This is a genomic window from Alteribacter populi (assembly GCF_002352765.1).
Lineage (GTDB): Bacteria > Bacillota > Bacilli > Bacillales > Salisediminibacteriaceae > Alteribacter > Alteribacter populi.
The window spans coordinates 1,626,848-1,644,616 of record NZ_KZ293963.1 but is presented as its reverse complement, the minus strand read 5'-3'; the positions used below and the strand labels follow the sequence as shown (position 1 = coordinate 1,644,616).

General features: G+C 40.6%; 14 protein-coding genes. 13 read left to right on the top strand and 1 reads right to left on the bottom strand.

What is annotated here, in order from left to right; translation table 11 throughout:
- Positions 1 to 221 precede the first annotated feature (221 nt).
- The 9 genes from CDZ94_RS08040 to CDZ94_RS08000 all read left to right on the top strand — a co-directional run bounded on the left by CDZ94_RS08040 (position 222) and on the right by CDZ94_RS08000 (position 12,466).
- Entirely contained in the window at positions 222 to 1,280 is a 1,059-nt protein-coding gene (locus tag CDZ94_RS08040) for a tetratricopeptide repeat protein (protein ID WP_096435978.1), read from the top strand.
- Between the two features lie 150 nt (positions 1,281 to 1,430).
- Entirely contained in the window at positions 1,431 to 2,726 is a 1,296-nt protein-coding gene (tig, locus tag CDZ94_RS08035; protein ID WP_096435977.1) for a trigger factor, read from the top strand.
- A 567-nt stretch (positions 2,727 to 3,293) separates the two neighbouring features.
- Complete coding sequence (gene clpX, locus CDZ94_RS08030) at positions 3,294 to 4,571, top strand: ATP-dependent protease ATP-binding subunit ClpX (protein ID WP_096435976.1); 1,278 nt, start codon at positions 3,294 to 3,296, stop codon at positions 4,569 to 4,571.
- Positions 4,572 to 4,831: 260 nt separating this feature from the next.
- Positions 4,832 to 6,505 carry an ATP-dependent protease LonB gene (gene lonB, locus CDZ94_RS08025; RefSeq protein ID WP_096435975.1) on the top strand — a complete coding sequence of 558 codons (1,674 nt, stop codon included), beginning with the start codon at positions 4,832 to 4,834 and terminating at the stop codon, positions 6,503 to 6,505.
- A 289-nt stretch (positions 6,506 to 6,794) separates the two neighbouring features.
- Positions 6,795 to 9,119: an endopeptidase La gene (lon, locus tag CDZ94_RS08020; RefSeq protein ID WP_096435974.1), complete on the top strand. Its 2,325-nt coding sequence runs from the start codon at positions 6,795 to 6,797 to the stop codon at positions 9,117 to 9,119.
- Entirely contained in the window at positions 9,116 to 9,706 is a 591-nt protein-coding gene (yihA, locus tag CDZ94_RS08015; RefSeq protein WP_096435973.1) for a ribosome biogenesis GTP-binding protein YihA/YsxC, read from the top strand. Before lon ends, yihA begins: the two co-directional genes overlap by 4 nt.
- Before the next feature lie 445 nt (positions 9,707 to 10,151).
- Positions 10,152 to 10,973 carry a transporter substrate-binding domain-containing protein gene (locus CDZ94_RS08010; RefSeq protein WP_096435972.1) on the top strand — a complete coding sequence of 274 codons (822 nt, stop codon included), beginning with the start codon at positions 10,152 to 10,154 and terminating at the stop codon, positions 10,971 to 10,973.
- Positions 10,974 to 11,041: 68 nt separating this feature from the next.
- Positions 11,042 to 11,722, top strand: coding sequence for an amino acid ABC transporter permease (locus tag CDZ94_RS08005; RefSeq protein WP_425352527.1), 681 nt, complete (start codon positions 11,042 to 11,044; stop codon positions 11,720 to 11,722).
- Positions 11,723 to 11,734: 12 nt separating this feature from the next.
- Positions 11,735 to 12,466, top strand: a complete 732-nt coding sequence (locus CDZ94_RS08000; RefSeq protein WP_096435971.1) for an amino acid ABC transporter ATP-binding protein — start codon at positions 11,735 to 11,737, stop codon at positions 12,464 to 12,466.
- A gap of 39 nt (positions 12,467 to 12,505) precedes the next feature.
- Here CDZ94_RS08000 and CDZ94_RS07995 read toward each other — a convergent pair whose 3' ends face one another.
- Positions 12,506 to 12,991, bottom strand: a complete 486-nt coding sequence (locus CDZ94_RS07995; protein WP_096435970.1) for a LiaI-LiaF-like domain-containing protein — start codon at positions 12,989 to 12,991, stop codon at positions 12,506 to 12,508.
- Between the two features lie 779 nt (positions 12,992 to 13,770).
- On the opposite strand from CDZ94_RS07995, the gene hemA reads away from it, so the two are divergent.
- From hemA to CDZ94_RS07975, 4 genes are read left to right on the top strand one after another with little or no spacing between them, the layout of a single operon-like run.
- Positions 13,771 to 15,156: a glutamyl-tRNA reductase gene (hemA, locus tag CDZ94_RS07990; RefSeq protein WP_096435969.1), complete on the top strand. Its 1,386-nt coding sequence runs from the start codon at positions 13,771 to 13,773 to the stop codon at positions 15,154 to 15,156.
- A gap of 21 nt (positions 15,157 to 15,177) precedes the next feature.
- Positions 15,178 to 15,999, top strand: a complete 822-nt coding sequence (locus CDZ94_RS07985; protein ID WP_096435968.1) for a cytochrome C assembly family protein — start codon at positions 15,178 to 15,180, stop codon at positions 15,997 to 15,999.
- A gap of 40 nt (positions 16,000 to 16,039) precedes the next feature.
- A complete protein-coding gene (gene hemC / locus CDZ94_RS07980) occupies positions 16,040 to 16,972 on the top strand; it encodes a hydroxymethylbilane synthase (RefSeq protein ID WP_096435967.1) in 933 nt (310 codons plus the stop codon).
- Positions 16,972 to 17,769, top strand: coding sequence for a uroporphyrinogen-III synthase (locus CDZ94_RS07975; protein ID WP_096435966.1), 798 nt, complete (start codon positions 16,972 to 16,974; stop codon positions 17,767 to 17,769). The genes hemC and CDZ94_RS07975 overlap by 1 nt, the downstream gene beginning before the upstream one ends.

The window sequence follows — 17,769 nt, the reverse complement described above, 5'->3', positions numbered from 1 at the left end:
AAAAGCCTCGAGACGATACAAAACGCCTCGAGGCTTTTCGTATATCGGTTATGATTAATATACCGTCTGACTTGAGTCGGATATCGATGGTGCTACAAATAAACCAATATTCAACGAGATTTAAAAACCTCTATCTTATTAAAGAATTATTTGTTTTTCGCTTTTTAAATTGATAAACTGAAAGGTAATAATCCGCACTTGACAAAAAGGTGGCACGTGGAATGGGAAATGAGAAAAAGGGTCATCACGACAACGTCATTATGTTTCCAGGCTTAGTGGCGAGACTTGTGGATAAGGGGATGGCGGCATTAAAAGAAAAAAAGCACTATGATGCCCTTCAATATTTCCAACAATCAACCGAGTTGGAACCCACGCATCCACAGGCAAGGTATGGCCTTGTAATAACAAATATTGAGCTGAACCGACTGGATGAGGCGAAGACGCATTGTGAAGCAATGTTAAAAGAAGGCATTGGTCAGTATTATGAAGTTCTCCAAGTATATGTCTCCCTACTAGTTCAATTAGGAAAATACGAAGAAGTCGTAATGATGCTAGAATCCGTTATGGAAGAGGATAAATTGCCGCCGCAAATGGCCGAATCTTTTTACCAACTCCTTGAATTTTCACGGCAAATGACATCGCATCATCAAATTGATGTCGCAGAAGAAGAAGAGACCCTTGATCAGTTCAGTTCTCCAGATGAATGGATCGAAATATTAGAACAAGGAGACGCAAATCAGCAATGGGGAGCGTTGAAAAAGCTAAGCCAAGTTAACACGGAAAAGGTCGTCGAAGCATATCGTGCTTTTTTACGAGAGAAAGAAAATGACCCTGTATTAAAAAGCTACGTGCTCCAAATGATGAAAGATATGAACATAGAAGGAAGTTTTGTTGTACATAAGTTTGGCGATACATATACGATACATATAACAGAATTAGAAGATGTATTTCACGAACGCTTTGGAAATGAAGTAGCACAAGTTTTAGACGGACGCCTAGGCCAGGAGAGCCCAACATTAGTCGAAATGGTTATGCAAGTCTGGTGGCATTATTTATTTGCCTTGTATCCAAAGGCTCCTATACCACTAGATACAAAAGTATGGTCAGCTGCTCTTCATTACTTAGGCCTTGAGCTTTTAATGGAAAATGATAACGGAAGGTTGGAACTCGATGAAATCATTGATTTATATGAAGCTTCACCTAAACCGACGAAAGAAGCAGTAAAGCATATCCAATCGATTGAATCTCATTTATTCCAATCTACTGATTCGATTACATAACCCAAAAGTAGTCTGTGTGTTTCTAGACTTTTTGAACATCCCCTGTTAGAAATGATTGAAATGAAAAGCACGTGTGTTATAATAAAATGGTTGCAAACTGCGTGTTTATTAAGAAAGTAGTATTTTTACAGATGTTGGAGGGAACAATAAATGACTGCAAAATTCGAAAAATTAGAAGGCAACTCCGGCGTTCTTACGGTAGAAGTTGAAAAAGAACGTGTGGATACAGCTCTAGATGAAGCTTTTAAAAAAGTGGTTAAAAAAGTAAACGTACCTGGGTTCCGTAAAGGTAAAGTACCTCGTTCTATGTTTGAACAACGCTTTGGTGTAGAGTCTCTTTATCAAGACGCACTGGATATTCTCTTACCAGAAGCTTACTCACAAGCAATCGAAGAAACAGGTATTGAACCAGTCGATCGTCCTGAAATTGACATCGAAAACATGGAAAAAGGCGAAACTCTTGTATTTAAAGCAACGGTTACGGTTAAGCCTGAGGTAAAACTAGGTGAGTATAAAGGCTTAGAAGTGGAAGAAGAAAGCACAGAAGTAACAGAAGAAGACCTTGAAAATGAAATCAAGCAATTACAAGAGAAAAACGCAGATTTAGTCGCTGTAGAAGAAGGCGAAGTTCAAGATGGCGACACTGTTGTTATGGACTTTGAAGGCTTTGTTGATGGTGAAGCGTTTGAAGGTGGAAAAGCTGAAAACTATTCACTAGAAATTGGTTCTGGCCAGTTCATCCCAGGTTTCGAAGAGCAATTAATCGGAACTAAAACGGAAGATGAAAAAGAAGTAAACGTTAATTTCCCAGAGGATTATCATTCAGAAGAGCTTGCTGGTAAGCCTGCTGTATTTAAAGTGACATTGCATGACATCAAGCGTAAAGAGCTCCCAGAGCTTGACGATGAGTTTGCGAAAGACGTAGATGAAAACGTTGAAACGTTAGATGAACTTAAGAAAAACTTGCAAGAAAAACTAGAAACAAGCCGCGAGCAAGAAGCGGATATGAAAAAGCGTGACTCTCTTGTCGAACGAGCAACAGAGAACGCAGAGATCGATGTTCCTAAAGCGATGGCCGAAACAGAAACAGATCGTATGCTTCAAGAATTTGGTCAGCGCCTTCAAGCTCAAGGGATGACCCTTGACATGTATTATCAGTTCTCTGGTACAGACGAAGAAGGAATGAAAGCCCAGTTTATGGACGATGCTGAAAAGCGTGTACGCATGAACTTAACGCTCGAAGCGATTGCTGAAGCTGAAGAACTCGAAGCATCTGATGATGATGTCGATGCTGAGTTGGATAAAATGGCTGAAACATACCAGCGTTCTAAAGAGGAACTCAAGCAAATCTTAGACATGCAAGGCGGCATCGAGACAATGAAAGGTGATCTTAAAGTAAGAAAAGCGATTGACCTTCTTGTCGAAGAAGCCAAAACAAAAGCATAAATTGTTTTTATAAATGAGGAAAAAGACAGTTATCTGTCTTATCTTCTAAGCAGTTAATGAGCAAGGTACGGCACACTCGTACCTTGCTTTAAACATACATAAGAGTAAATAGGTAACAAGCAGGATGCAGTTTTCGGCGGTATTTGTAGAAAATTATTTCTAACAACTAAAAGGTTAAATACATCCAAATGTGGAAATGGATACATAAGAAAAGGTAATAATATTTGACAGGGGAAATTCACTGCTTTATGCTTGAAAAATATCAATTCAGAGAAATCGTTCTATTTCGGATTAGCGGGTTCCCTGTGATACAATGAAGGTGTAATCAGTGGTGATTAAAAAGTCAGGGATTATACCTCAGGTCTTCGCAGGCTTGATGCGCTATCCTCCTTTTTGAACACATACTAGTTAGAGATAAACCTTTAAATAAAAATTGATTTGGTTTCCTGTGATTAAAAACAGGAACGTGAACGTACAATGAGAACATACAAATGATTGAAGTGAAATACGGATTTTGCCGTCTCAATAAACTGTACGTCCTCGAAAAAAGACAAGGGGTGAAGCGGAATGTTTAAATTCAATGAAGAGAAGGGTCAACTTAAGTGTTCCTTTTGTGGTAAAACGCAAGACCAAGTCCGCAAACTCGTGGCCGGTCCTGGCGTGTATATATGTGATGAATGTATCGAATTATGTACCGAAATTGTAGAAGAGGAACTAGGCAGCGAAGAAGAAGTGGAAATGGAAGATATTCCAAAGCCGCAGGAAATTCGTGATATTTTAAACGACTATGTTATCGGTCAAGATCAAGCGAAAAAATCATTGTCTGTAGCAGTATATAACCACTATAAGCGTGTTAACTCCACACAAAAGAACGATGAAGTCGAGCTTGCGAAAAGTAACATTTGTTTAATTGGGCCGACAGGTAGCGGTAAAACACTACTAGCCCAAACATTAGCTCGTATTCTAAATGTACCATTTGCTATTGCAGATGCTACATCGTTAACTGAAGCGGGGTATGTAGGGGAAGACGTTGAAAATATTCTGCTCAAACTCATCCAGTCAGCCGATTACGATGTAGAAAAAGCAGAACGCGGCATTATTTATATTGATGAGATAGACAAAGTTGCTCGGAAGTCAGAAAACCCGTCTATTACTCGTGACGTTTCTGGTGAAGGTGTACAACAAGCGCTTCTTAAAATTCTCGAAGGAACAACAGCAAGTGTTCCTCCACAAGGCGGCAGAAAACATCCTCATCAAGAATTCATTCAAATTGATACAACCAACGTCTTATTTATCTGTGGCGGTGCCTTCGATGGTATTGAACAAATCATTAAACGCCGTTTAGGTAAAAAAGTCATTGGTTTTGGTTCTGATGTTTCTACTCAAGAGGACTTGAAGGAAGGTCAATACCTTGGGAAAATACTTCCTGAAGACTTGCTTCGCTACGGACTCATTCCGGAGTTTATCGGACGTCTTCCGGTTATTTCCAGCCTTCGTCCTCTAGATGAAGATGCATTGATTGAGATTCTCACCAAGCCAAAGAATGCTCTCGTAAAGCAATATCAAAAGCTCCTCGAGCTCGATGATGTTGAGCTTGAGTTTGAAGAGGAAGCGTTGACAGAAGTAGCGAAACAAGCAATTGAACGAAAAACAGGTGCACGTGGACTGCGATCAATTATTGAGAACTTAATGCTCGATGTCATGTATGAATTACCGTCTAGGGATGACATTGCAAAATGTATCATTACACCTGAGACGGTTAGAGATGAACATCGTCCACGGTTAGAAACATCAGATGGTAAAGTAGTAAAAGAGAAAAAGCAAAAACCGAAAGAAAGTGCTTAAAGGAACCCCCCTGGTGATGATATCCCAGGGGGGTTATTATGTTGAGATAAGAAAGTGTAGAGAACAGCTACCTTACCTTTACACCGTTCGTCTCAAGGGGAAAACATCGTTGAGAGTAAAATCCATGCGGCGGAAGCTAACGCTGTTTTAATGAGAGATTGGTTCCGATGCTAATTATTGCCTAGTGCCACAACTCAGGTTATCCATGGAACAACAGGCCAATACTAACACCACATAATAAAGCAGTGGGAGGAACCAAAATGTCATTTACAGGTTTTGCGTTTGTAATTCAATTGTTTTTCGGTGTGGTCATTGGGATGTATTTTTGGAATTTACTTCGAAATCAGCGCTCACAACGTACGACTGTCGATAAGGAATCCAAAAAGGAATTAGATCAATTGAGAAGGATGCGGATGGTCACCTTAAGTGAACCGTTAGCTGAGAAGGTTCGACCAAAGTCCTTTGAAGATATTGTAGGTCAACAAGATGGCATTCGTTCATTACGAGCTGCTCTTTGTGGCCCTAATCCACAGCACGTCATTATTTACGGTCCGCCTGGAGTTGGGAAAACGGCCGCTGCACGACTTGTGTTAGAAGAAGCAAAAAAGAGCGAGCATACTCCTTTTCGTAACAAATCAGTTTTTGTGGAATTAGACGGGGCAACCGCTCGTTTTGATGAAAGAGGAATTGCAGATCCACTGATTGGTTCTGTGCATGATCCAATTTATCAAGGTGCCGGAGCTATGGGACAAGCGGGAATCCCCCAGCCGAAGCAAGGAGCTGTAACAAAAGCTCACGGTGGTGTCCTCTTTATTGATGAGATTGGAGAACTGCATTCAATTCAAATAAATAAATTGTTAAAGGTGCTTGAAGATCGCAGAGTTTATTTAGAAAGTGCTTACTATAGTGAAGAAAACCCACAAATACCAGAGCATATTCATGACATTTTTAAAAATGGACTTCCGGCGGACTTCCGTTTAGTCGGAGCAACGACACGTAATCCACAGGAGATCCCTCCGGCGATCCGTTCCAGGTGTATGGAAGTTTATTTCAGAGCACTCACGCCGGCTGAAATCGAGTCGATTGCAAAGAAAGCAGCGGCACGAATTCATTGTGACGTTGATGAACAGATCTTTGGAGTCATCGCAAAATATGCAACGAACGGTCGTGAAGCCGTTAATATTATGCAAATTGCTGCCGGTATGGCGACAAGTGAAAAACGCACTTCTATTACTGTTAGTGATATTGAATGGGTGATTCACTCAAGTCAACGTGCTCCAAGACCGGAACGAAAAATTCATCCCCAGGACAAAGTCGGGTTTGTGAACGGACTCGCTGTATTTGGCCCTAATTTAGGTGCATTACTTGAAATTGAAGTGACTGTAATGAAAAATACTGAAAAAGGAACGATAAACATTACAGGTATTGCTGAGGAAGAAAGTACGGGTGACCATACACGAACGATTAAACGAAAAAGTATGGCGAAGGGATCCGTAGAAAATGTTGTCACTGTGCTTAGGCACATGGGAATCGCAACGTACGATTACGACATTCATGTAAATTTCCCTGGTGGCGCTCCCGTTGATGGACCTTCTGCAGGTATTTCAATTGCTACAGCGATCTATTCAGCCATTCATGAAATACCAATTTCCCACCAAGTAGCAATGACCGGAGAATTGAGTATACATGGTAATGTAAAACCGGTTGGCGGAGTCGTAGCGAAAGTAGAAGCAGCAAAGCAAGCAGGGGCAAGTTCAGTCATTATTCCAAAAGAAAACATGCAGGCAATCTTAACAGAGGTAGAAGGAATTACGATTCATGCGGTAGAATCGTTTTCTGAGGTTTTGACTTTGTCTCTAAGACAAGAAGAAGAGAAAGAAGAAGAAAACGTCATGCCAGCCGCTGCAGTTTCCATGGGCCAAGCACAAATATAAAAGGGAGCCTCAAACGGTCGGTCTTTGACCGTTTGAGGCTCCCTTGAAACAATGAGCGAAGCCATTGCGAATAAAAATAAAAGGTCTTTGACCGTTTGAGGCTCCCTCGAAGCAAAATGGATTTGCTTTTCTAAATTGGTGATTATTAGACATTGAAGAAGCAATAGGATAAAATTGAACAAGATTCATAATAGGAATGGATAAGCTGAATATTGTAATCATATTTAAACTTTATCGAATAGAGTAGATATATGTTAAGGAATAGAAATGGTGTGGAGGTGGACTACATATGAGTAACGACGTGCAACGTACCTTGCCTTTGCTCCCTTTGAGAGGATTACTCGTATACCCTACGATGGTCCTTCATTTAGATGTAGGGCGGAAAAAATCGGTGCAAGCGTTAGAAAATGCGATGATAGAAGATCATGAAATTTTTCTATCAACGCAGAAAGAAATATCGGTTGACGAGCCTGAGTCCGATGATATTTATCATATTGGAACATTGGCTAAAGTGAAACAAATGCTTAAATTACCGAACGGAACGATTCGTGTTTTAGTCGAAGGGGTAACTCGTGGTGAAATAAAAGGTTTTCATGATCATGAAGATTATTATGAAGTAGATATACAACTCATAGATGAGCGTCAAGAAGCGACAGTTGAAGAACAAGCGCTAATGAGAAATGTTTTAGAACAATTTGAACAGTACATCAAGCTGTCTAAAAAGGTTTCTCAAGAAACATTTGCCTCTGTTTCTGATATCGTAGAACCAGGACGGCTCGCAGATATTATCGCGTCTCACCTGCCTCTGAAAATCGTACAGAAGCAAGACATCTTAGAGACGTTCTCAGTTGAAGAGCGCCTAACGAGTATCCTACGTATTTTAAGTAATGAAAAAGAAGTCCTCGGTTTAGAAAAGAAAATTGGCCAGCGAGTAAAAAAGTCGATGGAGAAAACGCAAAAGGAATACTATCTCCGAGAGCAAATGAAAGCGATCCAAAAAGAACTGGGTGACAAAGAAGGCAAAGAAGGCGAAATTGCTGAACTAAGAGAAAAGATTGAAAAAGCACAAATGCCAGAAAGCGTGGAAGAAAAAGCGTTAAAGGAATTAGAGCGCTATGAAAAAATTCCTTCGAGTTCTGCTGAAAGCTCCGTTATTCGAAATTACATTGAATGGCTGGCGCTTGTACCTTGGCATAAAGAAACGGAAGATTTATTAGATATTCACCGTTCTGAAAAGATCCTCGATGAAGATCATTACGGATTGGAAAAAGTAAAAGAGCGTGTACTTGAATACTTGGCGGTTCAAGAACTGACAAATGAATTAAAAGGGCCAATATTATGTTTAGCAGGACCTCCGGGTGTGGGAAAAACCTCTTTAGCTCGATCTATTGCAAGATCACTGGATCGAAAGTTTGTCCGGATGTCTCTAGGTGGGGTGCGGGATGAAGCAGAGATCCGCGGTCACCGACGAACCTATGTCGGTGCGATGCCTGGACGAATCATCCAAGGAATGAAAAAAGCAGGCTCTATGAACCCGGTATTTTTACTAGATGAAATTGACAAGATGGCGAATGACTTTAGAGGCGATCCATCTTCGGCACTTTTGGAAGTGCTTGATCCTGAGCAAAACAACAGCTTTAGTGACCATTTCATTGAAGAGCCGTACGATTTGTCCAAAGTCATGTTTGTTACGACCGCGAACAATATCGCCACGATTCCTGGTCCTTTAATGGATCGAATGGAAATCATTCATATCCCGGGTTATACGGAAATTGAAAAGCTTGAAATTGCTAAAGGCTACTTGTTACCAAAACAGCTGAAAGATCATGGACTAACAAAAGGCCGCATGCAAGTAAAAGAAGAGGCTATTCTTAAGGCGGTCCGTTATTATACACGTGAAGCTGGCGTTCGTAGCCTTGAACGTCAAATGGCAACATTATGCCGTAAAGCCGCTAAAATGATTGTTTCAGGTGAAAAGAAACGAGTCATCCTTACTGAAAATACTGTTGAACAATTGCTGGGCAAGCCGAAGTTCCGCTATGGAAAAGCAGAAGCCGAAGATCAAATCGGTGCAGCAACAGGTCTTGCCTACACAACAGCTGGGGGCGATACCCTCAACATCGAGGTTTCAGTATCTCCAGGCAAAGGCAAGCTCACGCTAACAGGGAAATTGGGGGATGTAATGAAAGAGTCTGCTCAAGCAGCTTTTAGCTATATCCGTTCCAAATCCGAAGAGCTTAATATTGACCCTGGATTTAATGAAAAGAATGATATCCATATCCATGTACCAGAAGGAGCGACCCCTAAAGATGGTCCTTCTGCAGGAATCACGATGGCGACCGCATTAATTTCCGCATTAACAGAACGCCCAGTTCGAAAAGAAGTAGGAATGACAGGGGAAATTACCCTTCGTGGCCGTGTCCTTCCGATTGGCGGTTTAAAAGAAAAATCGATGAGTGCCCATCGAGCGGGGTTATCGATTATTATCATGCCGAAAGAAAACGAAAAAGACTTAGAAGATATTCCTGAAAGCGTGAAACAGGACCTTACCTTTATTCCTGTTTCGCACTTAGATGAAGTATTGAAGCATGCATTGGCAGGGGAGAAGAAATGAAAGTAACAACAGCAGATTTAGTCATTAGTGCAGGAAGAGCCGACCAGTTTCCGCCTGGGCCATTTCCCGAAGTGGCCCTCTCAGGTCGTTCGAATGTCGGTAAATCTTCATTTATTAACAAGGTACTTGCAAGAAAAGCGCTGGCGAGAACGTCCCAGCGACCGGGGAAAACACAAACGCTTAATTTTTACAAAATAAATGATCGTTTTCATTTTGTCGATGTGCCTGGTTACGGCTATGCGAAGGTTTCTAAAAAGGAACGAGATGCTTGGGGCCGTCTGATGGAGCGTTATTTTGAAGAACGTGAGCAGCTCAAAGGCGTAGTATTACTCGTTGATGTCCGTCATAAACCAACTGAAGATGATATCATGATGTATGAGTGGTTAAAGCATCACGAGTTAAAAGTTATCGTCGTAGGGACTAAAGCCGATAAAATTTCAAAAGGAAAGCAGCAAAAACAATTAGCAGTTATCAAAAGAGAATTAGACATGGAGTCTGAAGATCCCGTCGTGTTATTTTCTTCTGAAACGGGTTTAGGAAAAGAGAAAGCGTGGCGTGAAATTAGCGATCTTTTATTTACCAAGTAAAGGCCCTCTCGGGGGTCTTTTTCCTGTTTTTAAGAGAATCAAATCTACTCAGAGTTAAGAGAGCCCCTTCATGAACTTCATATCATATTTAAAGGTAATCAGCTCGGAAATGGCGAATAAACTATAAAGCAAAAGCTACTTAATATTATGCTAAATGGGATGTTTATTGTTTTTCTTATATGATTTTATCACACTCAAAATAAGAGTATTGGGAAGGATTATCGAGCGATTTTTAGAATAGTACATACTACCCCTATCAATCCCATGACAAAGATTGATTTGACTGAATATTCAGATCCCATCATTTTGTGTAATGATTTAATATTTTGCTATGATAGTAAAATAAATAATCATTTTAAAATTTGCAATTTTCCGATTCTAGATCAGCTTTGGAACGGACTCCGATCTCTGGGGTTAAAACATAAAAAGGGGAGAGAACATTACGATGAAGAAATTACTTAAAGGATTTGTTCCAATGACTTTAGCAGCGACTATGGTGTTAGCCGCCTGTGGTGAAGGGGAAGAAGCAACAGGTGACGATGCTAACGGTGATAATGGAGAAGGGGGAGCAGATGAACTGACTTTAGACGAGGGTACTTTTGTTTATGCATTATCTGGTGAATACCGTCCCTTTAGTTATACCGATGAAAATGGAGAACTAGCCGGGTTTGACGTAGATATCGGCATGGCACTAGCAGAAGAGATGGGGCTTGAAGGGGATCCTTATCAAATTACTTTTAACTCCATTATCTTAGGTCTTCAAGATGAACGTTACGATGCTATTATCGGCAGTATGGGAATAACGGAAGAGCGACAAGAGAATGTTGATTTTTCCGATCCATATTATATTTCAGGGGCTCAAGTGTTCGTTCGTCCTGATAGTGACATTAGTGGATTAGAAGATTTAAATGAAGACACAGAGGTTGCTGTTGCAGAAGGAACGACATATCAAACGATGATCGAAGACTATACAACGAATGTCGTTGTGTACGATTCAGATGTAGTCGCTCTTCAAGCACTGTCACAAGGAAGACATGATGCTGTCATTACCGATCGATTAGTAGGGCTGATCAATATTGAAGACGCTGGTCTTGAAATTCAAACAGCCGGAGAACTTATCGATGTTGAAGAGATGGCAGTCGCTGTAAGGAACGGAGAAGAAGAGCTTCTAGAAGCGATCAATGAAGCGCTGGCAGCGTTAAAAGAAAATGGCACCTATGAAGAAATCAACAGTCGTTACTTTGATGAAGATATTAGTCAAGAATAATCTTGGTTAAATGTGCACTTTGTTAGTGCACATTTTTCCTTCTACATAACTTGAATGAGGTGACAGTAGTGATCCTAGGAAATGTATTTAACTTAGAGACATTTTTTTCAGAATTAATTCGTACCTCGCCATTGTTTCTAGAAGCAGCAGGGGTGACCTTGCGTATAACGATTGCTGCGATTTTAATCGGTATGGTTATCGGGGTCTTCGTTGCTTTAGTTAAGCTCTCAGGAATTCCTGGGATGAGAACTTTGTCTGATATATACATTACAATTATCCGAGGTACCCCGTTAATTGTGCAGATTTTTGTTTTGTACTTCGGATTTTCAAATGTCATTCAATTGTCTTCTTTCTGGGCTGCATCTTTAGCCCTTGCTATTCACAATTCAGCTTATATTGCCGAAATATTTCGAGGGGCTATCCAATCGATTGATAAGGGACAGATGGAAGCGGGGCGTTCGTTAGGAATGACACAAGCGCTTACAATGAGAAGAATCATTATGCCGCAAGCGTTAAGACGGGCAGTTCCCCCGCTCGGAAACCAATTTATTATTGCTTTAAAAGATTCATCTTTGGCTGCATTTGTTGCCATACCAGAACTTTTCAGGCTCGCTCAGGGGGTTGCTGCTGGGACGTTAAATTATATGGAAACTTATGTCATCGTAGCCTTGTACTATTTAATCCTTGTCTTGATTTTAACTTGGGTTGTCAACAGATTAGAACACCGCTTGTCCGCGAGTGATCGGTAGGAGGGATTTGCCATGACTGAAATGATACGTGTAGAAAAATTAAATAAATCCTTTGGAGATCTTCACGTCTTGAAGGATGTTGATCTAGAAGTAAATGAAAACGAAGTAGTCTGTTTAATCGGAGCAAGTGGATCTGGTAAAAGTACCCTACTTCGCTGTTTGAATTTCTTAGAAGTAAAGGATAACGGAAAGATTATCTTTGAAGGTGAACAAATTGAAACAAAGACGCATAACATCAACGAAGTACGTCAAAAAGTGGGAATGGTGTTCCAACATTTTAATTTATTTCCTCATAAGACAGTGCTTGAAAACGTTATTGAAGCCCCAATTATGGTGAAAAAAACAGCAAAGAATCAAGCCACTGATGAAGGAAAACAGCTTTTGGACAAAGTGGGACTTGGAGATAAGTACGATGTGTATCCAGGTAAGCTTTCAGGCGGGCAAAAACAGCGTGTTGCGATTGCTCGTGCGTTAGCGATGAAGCCCGACATCATGCTTTTTGATGAACCTACATCTGCTCTTGACCCTGAACTCGTGGGTGAAGTGCTAGAAACAATGAAAGCGCTGGCGAAAGAGGGGATGACGATGATTGTCGTTACTCATGAGATGGGGTTTGCGAAAGAAGTAGCGGATTATACGGTTTATATGCATGATGGAAGAATCGTTGAAACAGGCGAGTCAGTAGAGTTGTTTGAAAATCCAAAAGAAAAGCGTACACAGGAATTTTTAAGTAAAGTCCTGTAATCTTAAAATAACTGAGCTTGGGTTGTATTCCAAGCTCGGTTATTTTTTTTTGAAAAATAATAAGTAAATTCCAATAACGATAAAAATCAAAGGCCAGTATTGCTGGAAGATACCGAGTGATTCTCTAATCCAGTCAAATACACCTTGATAAAAGAGAGACAATATCGAGATGGCAAGTAACACAATCCCAGGAAGCAATCCCTCGGCTTTTCGAACACTATATTTGGCAAGAAACGCGACTCCGAGGATGAATGTAAAGTAACCCCAATGGTGGGACCAAAGTGAGAACGTATGAACGGCGTGAAAATGGAGGCCGAAACCTAATAGTGTGACGCCACTAAAGGTTTGACTTTCGTCTTTATTGGAGAAAGCCTGAAAGCAAAACATCAAACCAATTACGACTAAAATCGAAGGCCAAGCAAATACAACTTGTGCAAATGGAATATTCCAGTCCATTTGTTTAGCGAAAAAATAAAAGCCGATTGCAATGAGAACTAGTCCGGGAATGAGATTATTTCTTTTCATAGCATAAGATACCTCTTTTCTGAAAGACTTTTATATAAAGGTTGTTTTCGTAAAGTTTGTTGCGCTTTAACGTTAAAAGTGGATACTTTCCTAATCACGGCGAAAGGATAAAAATGGGAGGGCCGGGAATAATACTTTACCAGGTGATGTTGAATGACCCCATTTTGTCCAAAGGTTACAGATTGTCTTTGTTTGAAAGGTACTAATTGATAAGGTGACAGCTCCTTACACGCCGCTCGTCTCAAAGGAAAAGCGCCCTTGAGACTTTAAAATATGCTCCGGTAGCTGACGTTTTTTTAAAAGGGTTCTTTTCGTATAGATTGTTATTTTTGATTTATAGAAGGAAAGAGCGGAAGACGGCGACTCCAGCGGGAAAAGCAACAATGGTTTTTTGCGACGAGGACCGCAGGAGCAGCTGAAGACCTCGCAGCAAAGAAGACACCGTGAATCCGAACGAAGTGAAGGCAGAACGGATGTCGCACTTGTGCCCTGGGTGAAAGCGTCCTCCTTGCGCTTTTTTTATACCAAAGAAATTTTCATAATCTGTTCAAACCTTTCTTTTTGTAACCGTCCTTTTGAATGTTATAATAATGACAGAATGTAAAACGAGCCTTCCACTTTACCGTTTTTACATGATACAATGATTTAGGTATGTGTAAAAATTATGAATGATCGTTTTCGTTATATATTACACTAGCGAGTTCATTAAAGAAGTCGAATTGATTCAGCTTTACTGCACGTCGCTTACAAAGACTTACACCGTTATCGGGGGTGAAATGATGCACATCCTTGTCGTCAGTTTGAATTATAAAACAACTCCAGTAGAAATTCGAGAAAAATTTACGTTCCAAGATGATCTTCAAGGGGCTTTGGATAAACTCAGAGGCTCTAAAAGTATGTTGGAATGTGTGATTGTTTCTACTTGTAACCGTACTGAAATTTATGCGGTGGTGGACCAGCTCCATACCGGCCGTTATTATACAAAGGCATTTCTATCTGAGTGGTTTGATATGCCAAAAGAAGAGTTCACACCATACCTTCAAATCCGTGAAGATGATAGTGCTGTTGAGCACCTTTATCGTGTGACGTGTGGATTGGATTCTATGGTTGTCGGAGAGACTCAGATTCTTGGGCAAATCCGCAATAGTTTTTCCACAGCGCAACAACAGGGAACAACAGGTACGATTTTTAATCACTTATTTAAAGAAGCTGTTACGTTAGCCAAGAGAGCTCATTCTGAGACAAGCATTGGTGAAAATGCCGTGTCAGTAAGCTACGCCGCTGTAGAGTTAGGTAAAAAGATTTTCGGTGGTTTCCAACAAAAAGATGTTTTAGTTTTGGGTGCTGGGAAGATGAGTGAACTTACAGCGAAACACCTTGATGCGAGCGGTGTCAATGATATTACAGTCATGAACCGTACGAAAGAAAAAGCAGCAGATCTCGCGACAAAGTTTAATGGGATCTCTCGTTCTATGGATGAAATGGATGAAGCTCTTTGTTCCGCAGACATCCTTATCAGTTCCACTGGATCTTCAGATTACGTACTTACTAAGGATTCAATGCTGAATATGGTGAAGAATCGTAACGGACGGCCGCTCTTTTTAGTGGACATTGCGGTTCCGAGAGATATTGACCCGGCAATTGGAGACTTAGAAAATGTCTACCTCTATGACATTGATGATTTGCAAGGGATTGTTGCTGCTAACTTGGAAGTACGCCAAAAAGAAGCGGAAAAAATTGAGCTAATGATTGAAGAAGGCTTAATTGCTTTTAGCTATTGGCTAGACACACTAGGTGTTGTTCCGGTCATCTCAGCTATCCGAACGAAGGCACTATCAATACAAGCAGACACGATGGAGAGCTTAGAGCGTAAACTGACAGATTTGACAGAGCGCGAGAAAAAAGTCATCAGAAAACATATGAAAAGCGTTATTAACCAAATTCTAAGAGATCCTATAACTGCAGTAAAAGAATTACCTGAAGAAGATGATGCCGCAGAATCACTGGCTCTTGTAACGAAACTATTTGGTGTTGAAAAAGAACTTGAAGAAAGTGATCAGCCTCAATTTGATATTTACATTAACAAAGCAGAAAGGGAATGGAATCTTCAAAAGAGAAAAGCTGAACTCACTCGTGAACCAACCAAGGCTTTTGTCCGCTCTTAGAGGAAAAGGGGGGGCTGGGATATGCTGTTAAACACGCTTTATATGTTGATCATCGTATTGTATTTATTAAGTGTCCTAGGTTATTTCATTGATTTCATTCAAAACAACCAGAAGGTGAATCGCATTGCCTTCTGGTTGCTTTCTATTGTCTGGTTGCTTCAGTTTGTTTTTTTCATATTAAGAATGCTGGAGTTTAATCGATTGCCCTTAATGACCATATTTGAAGGGCTCTTTCTATATGCGTGGATACTGGTAAGCTTTTCCTTAGTCATTAATCGCCTGTTCCGAATGGATTTTCTTATCTTTTTTGTCAATATCGTCGGCTTTATCATCATGACAATTAGCGTTTTTACCCCCTCAGGCGATGTTTCAGAACAGCTTAGAAGTTTATTGATTTTGGAGCTATTGGCCATACATGTTTCTGTTATCTTAATTTCATACGGGGCGTTTACACTTTCTTTTGCCTTTTCATTTATGTATATGCTTCAGCACCATATGTTAAAAGAAAAGCAATGGGGAAAACGAATGTTTCGAATTGGCGACTTAGCCAAGCTTGAGAAGTTTTCTTACATTTTCACACTCGTCGGGTTTCCGTTAATGGTAGTCGGGTTAATTTTAGGCGTTGTATGGGCGTGGATTGAATTCGGGACGGTTCCTTGGAATGACTTAAAAGTGATGTCGAGCTTTGTTGTCATCATCGTTTATGGAGTGTACCTTTTTCAATTTGTGGTCAAAAAGAAACGGGGGTACGGTTTGGCGCTATTTAATATTGCAGCCTTTTTAGTTCTGCTCGTAAATTACTTTTTGTCCAGCTCTTTTTCAGAGTTTCACTTGTGGTATTAACCCGTAAGTTTCAATATACGAATGTTCAGTGGAGGTTTTTATGCGAAAAATAGTTCTCGGTTCAAGAAGAAGTAACTTAGCACTTACACAAACGAAATGGGTAATTCAAGAACTTGAAAAGCTAAATTTACCTTTTGAGTTTGAGATAAAAGAAATTGTGACAAAGGGAGATAAGATTTTGGATGTGACTCTGTCAAAAGTCGGTGGCAAAGGGTTATTCGTAAAAGAAATCCAAAAAGCGATGTTTGATAAAGAAATCGATATGTCTGTTCACAGTATGAAAGACTTACCTGCTGGAGAAACCGATGGGTTAACTATCGCTTCTGTTCCTAAACGAGTTGATCCTCGTGATGCCTTTATTTCGAACAGCAATAAAACGTTAAAGGACCTTCCAGCGGGCTCTATTGTTGGAACAAGTAGTTTGCGCCGTAGTGCTCAAGTTCTTGCAGAACGGCCAGACTTAGAAATTCAGTGGATTCGCGGCAATATTGATACGCGTCTGAGAAAACTAACGGAAGAAAAGTTTGACGCGATTATTTTAGCCGCTGCTGGACTCGAGCGGGTAGGCCGTTCAGAAGAGATTGTCACGGAATTTTTAGACCCTGAAATATCGTTGCCAGCTGTCGGTCAAGGAGCTCTAGGTATTGAATGTCGTGCAGATGATGACGAACTTATTGAACTGTTATCCAAGATTAACGATGATGTAACTTCAAAAACCGTAGCTGCAGAGCGGGCATTTCTTCATACTGTTGAAGGTGGGTGTCAGGTACCAATTGCAGGGTATGCGACTTTAACAGATGAAGGAAGAGTGTCATTAACAGCGCTCATTGCTTCTCCTGATGGAAAACAGATTTTCAAGCGTACAGAAGTTGGCGATGACCCAGTAGCTCTTGGAAACCGTGTGGCAGAGTTTTTATTGAATGAAGGAGCAAAAGAGGTCTTGGACAAAGTTAAACAGGAGCTCGATCTTTAATGAAACGATCAGAGGCTTTTTCATTAGACGGGTTACGGATCGCAAACACGAGGGCCAAGCATCAAGCGAAGCCCTTTTCCCGTCTGATTGAAAAGCATGGCGGTGTTCCTGTTGAGGTTCCCTTGCTTGAGATCCTTCCTGCGGAGAGTAACTCTGCTTTTACAAAAGCTTTTGAACTAGAGAAACTAAACACTACGGATTGTGTTGTTTTTACAAGTGCCAATGCAGTCCTTTATACTATTCGGCATTTATCTGATCGTCAGATTCGACAACTGCAACAAAAAAAGATCGCTTGTGTAGGGGTAAAAACGAAACAACTTCTTGAGGAGCAAGGGCTTTTTCCTGAGATTATGCCACGCCGCTTTGATGCAGAACATTTAGCTGAAGTCTTAATTGATGAGCTTGATAACGGGGAGAAGATTTTATTTCCAAGAAGCAGTCTTGCCCGGGATGTCCTAGAGTCAACACTTAAGGAATCTGGATTTCAGGTTATTGCACCTATCGCGTATTACACCAAGCTTAATACAGGACAGGCATTGGAATTACATAGAATGATTGTGGAAAAAGAAGTCGATGTCGTCCCCTTTTTAAGTCCATCATCAGTACACGCGTTTTTTAAACCACTATCAGCTCAGGAGAAAAATGAGTTACAAGATTATAATGGTTTTAGCGTGATTGGGCCAATTACGAGCGCCGCCCTCGAGTCGTATCAAGTAGAGCAATGGGTCATCCCAGAAGAGTATACGACAGAGGCCCTTCTATTTAAGGTATATCAAAAAAGATTAGGAGGATATTAG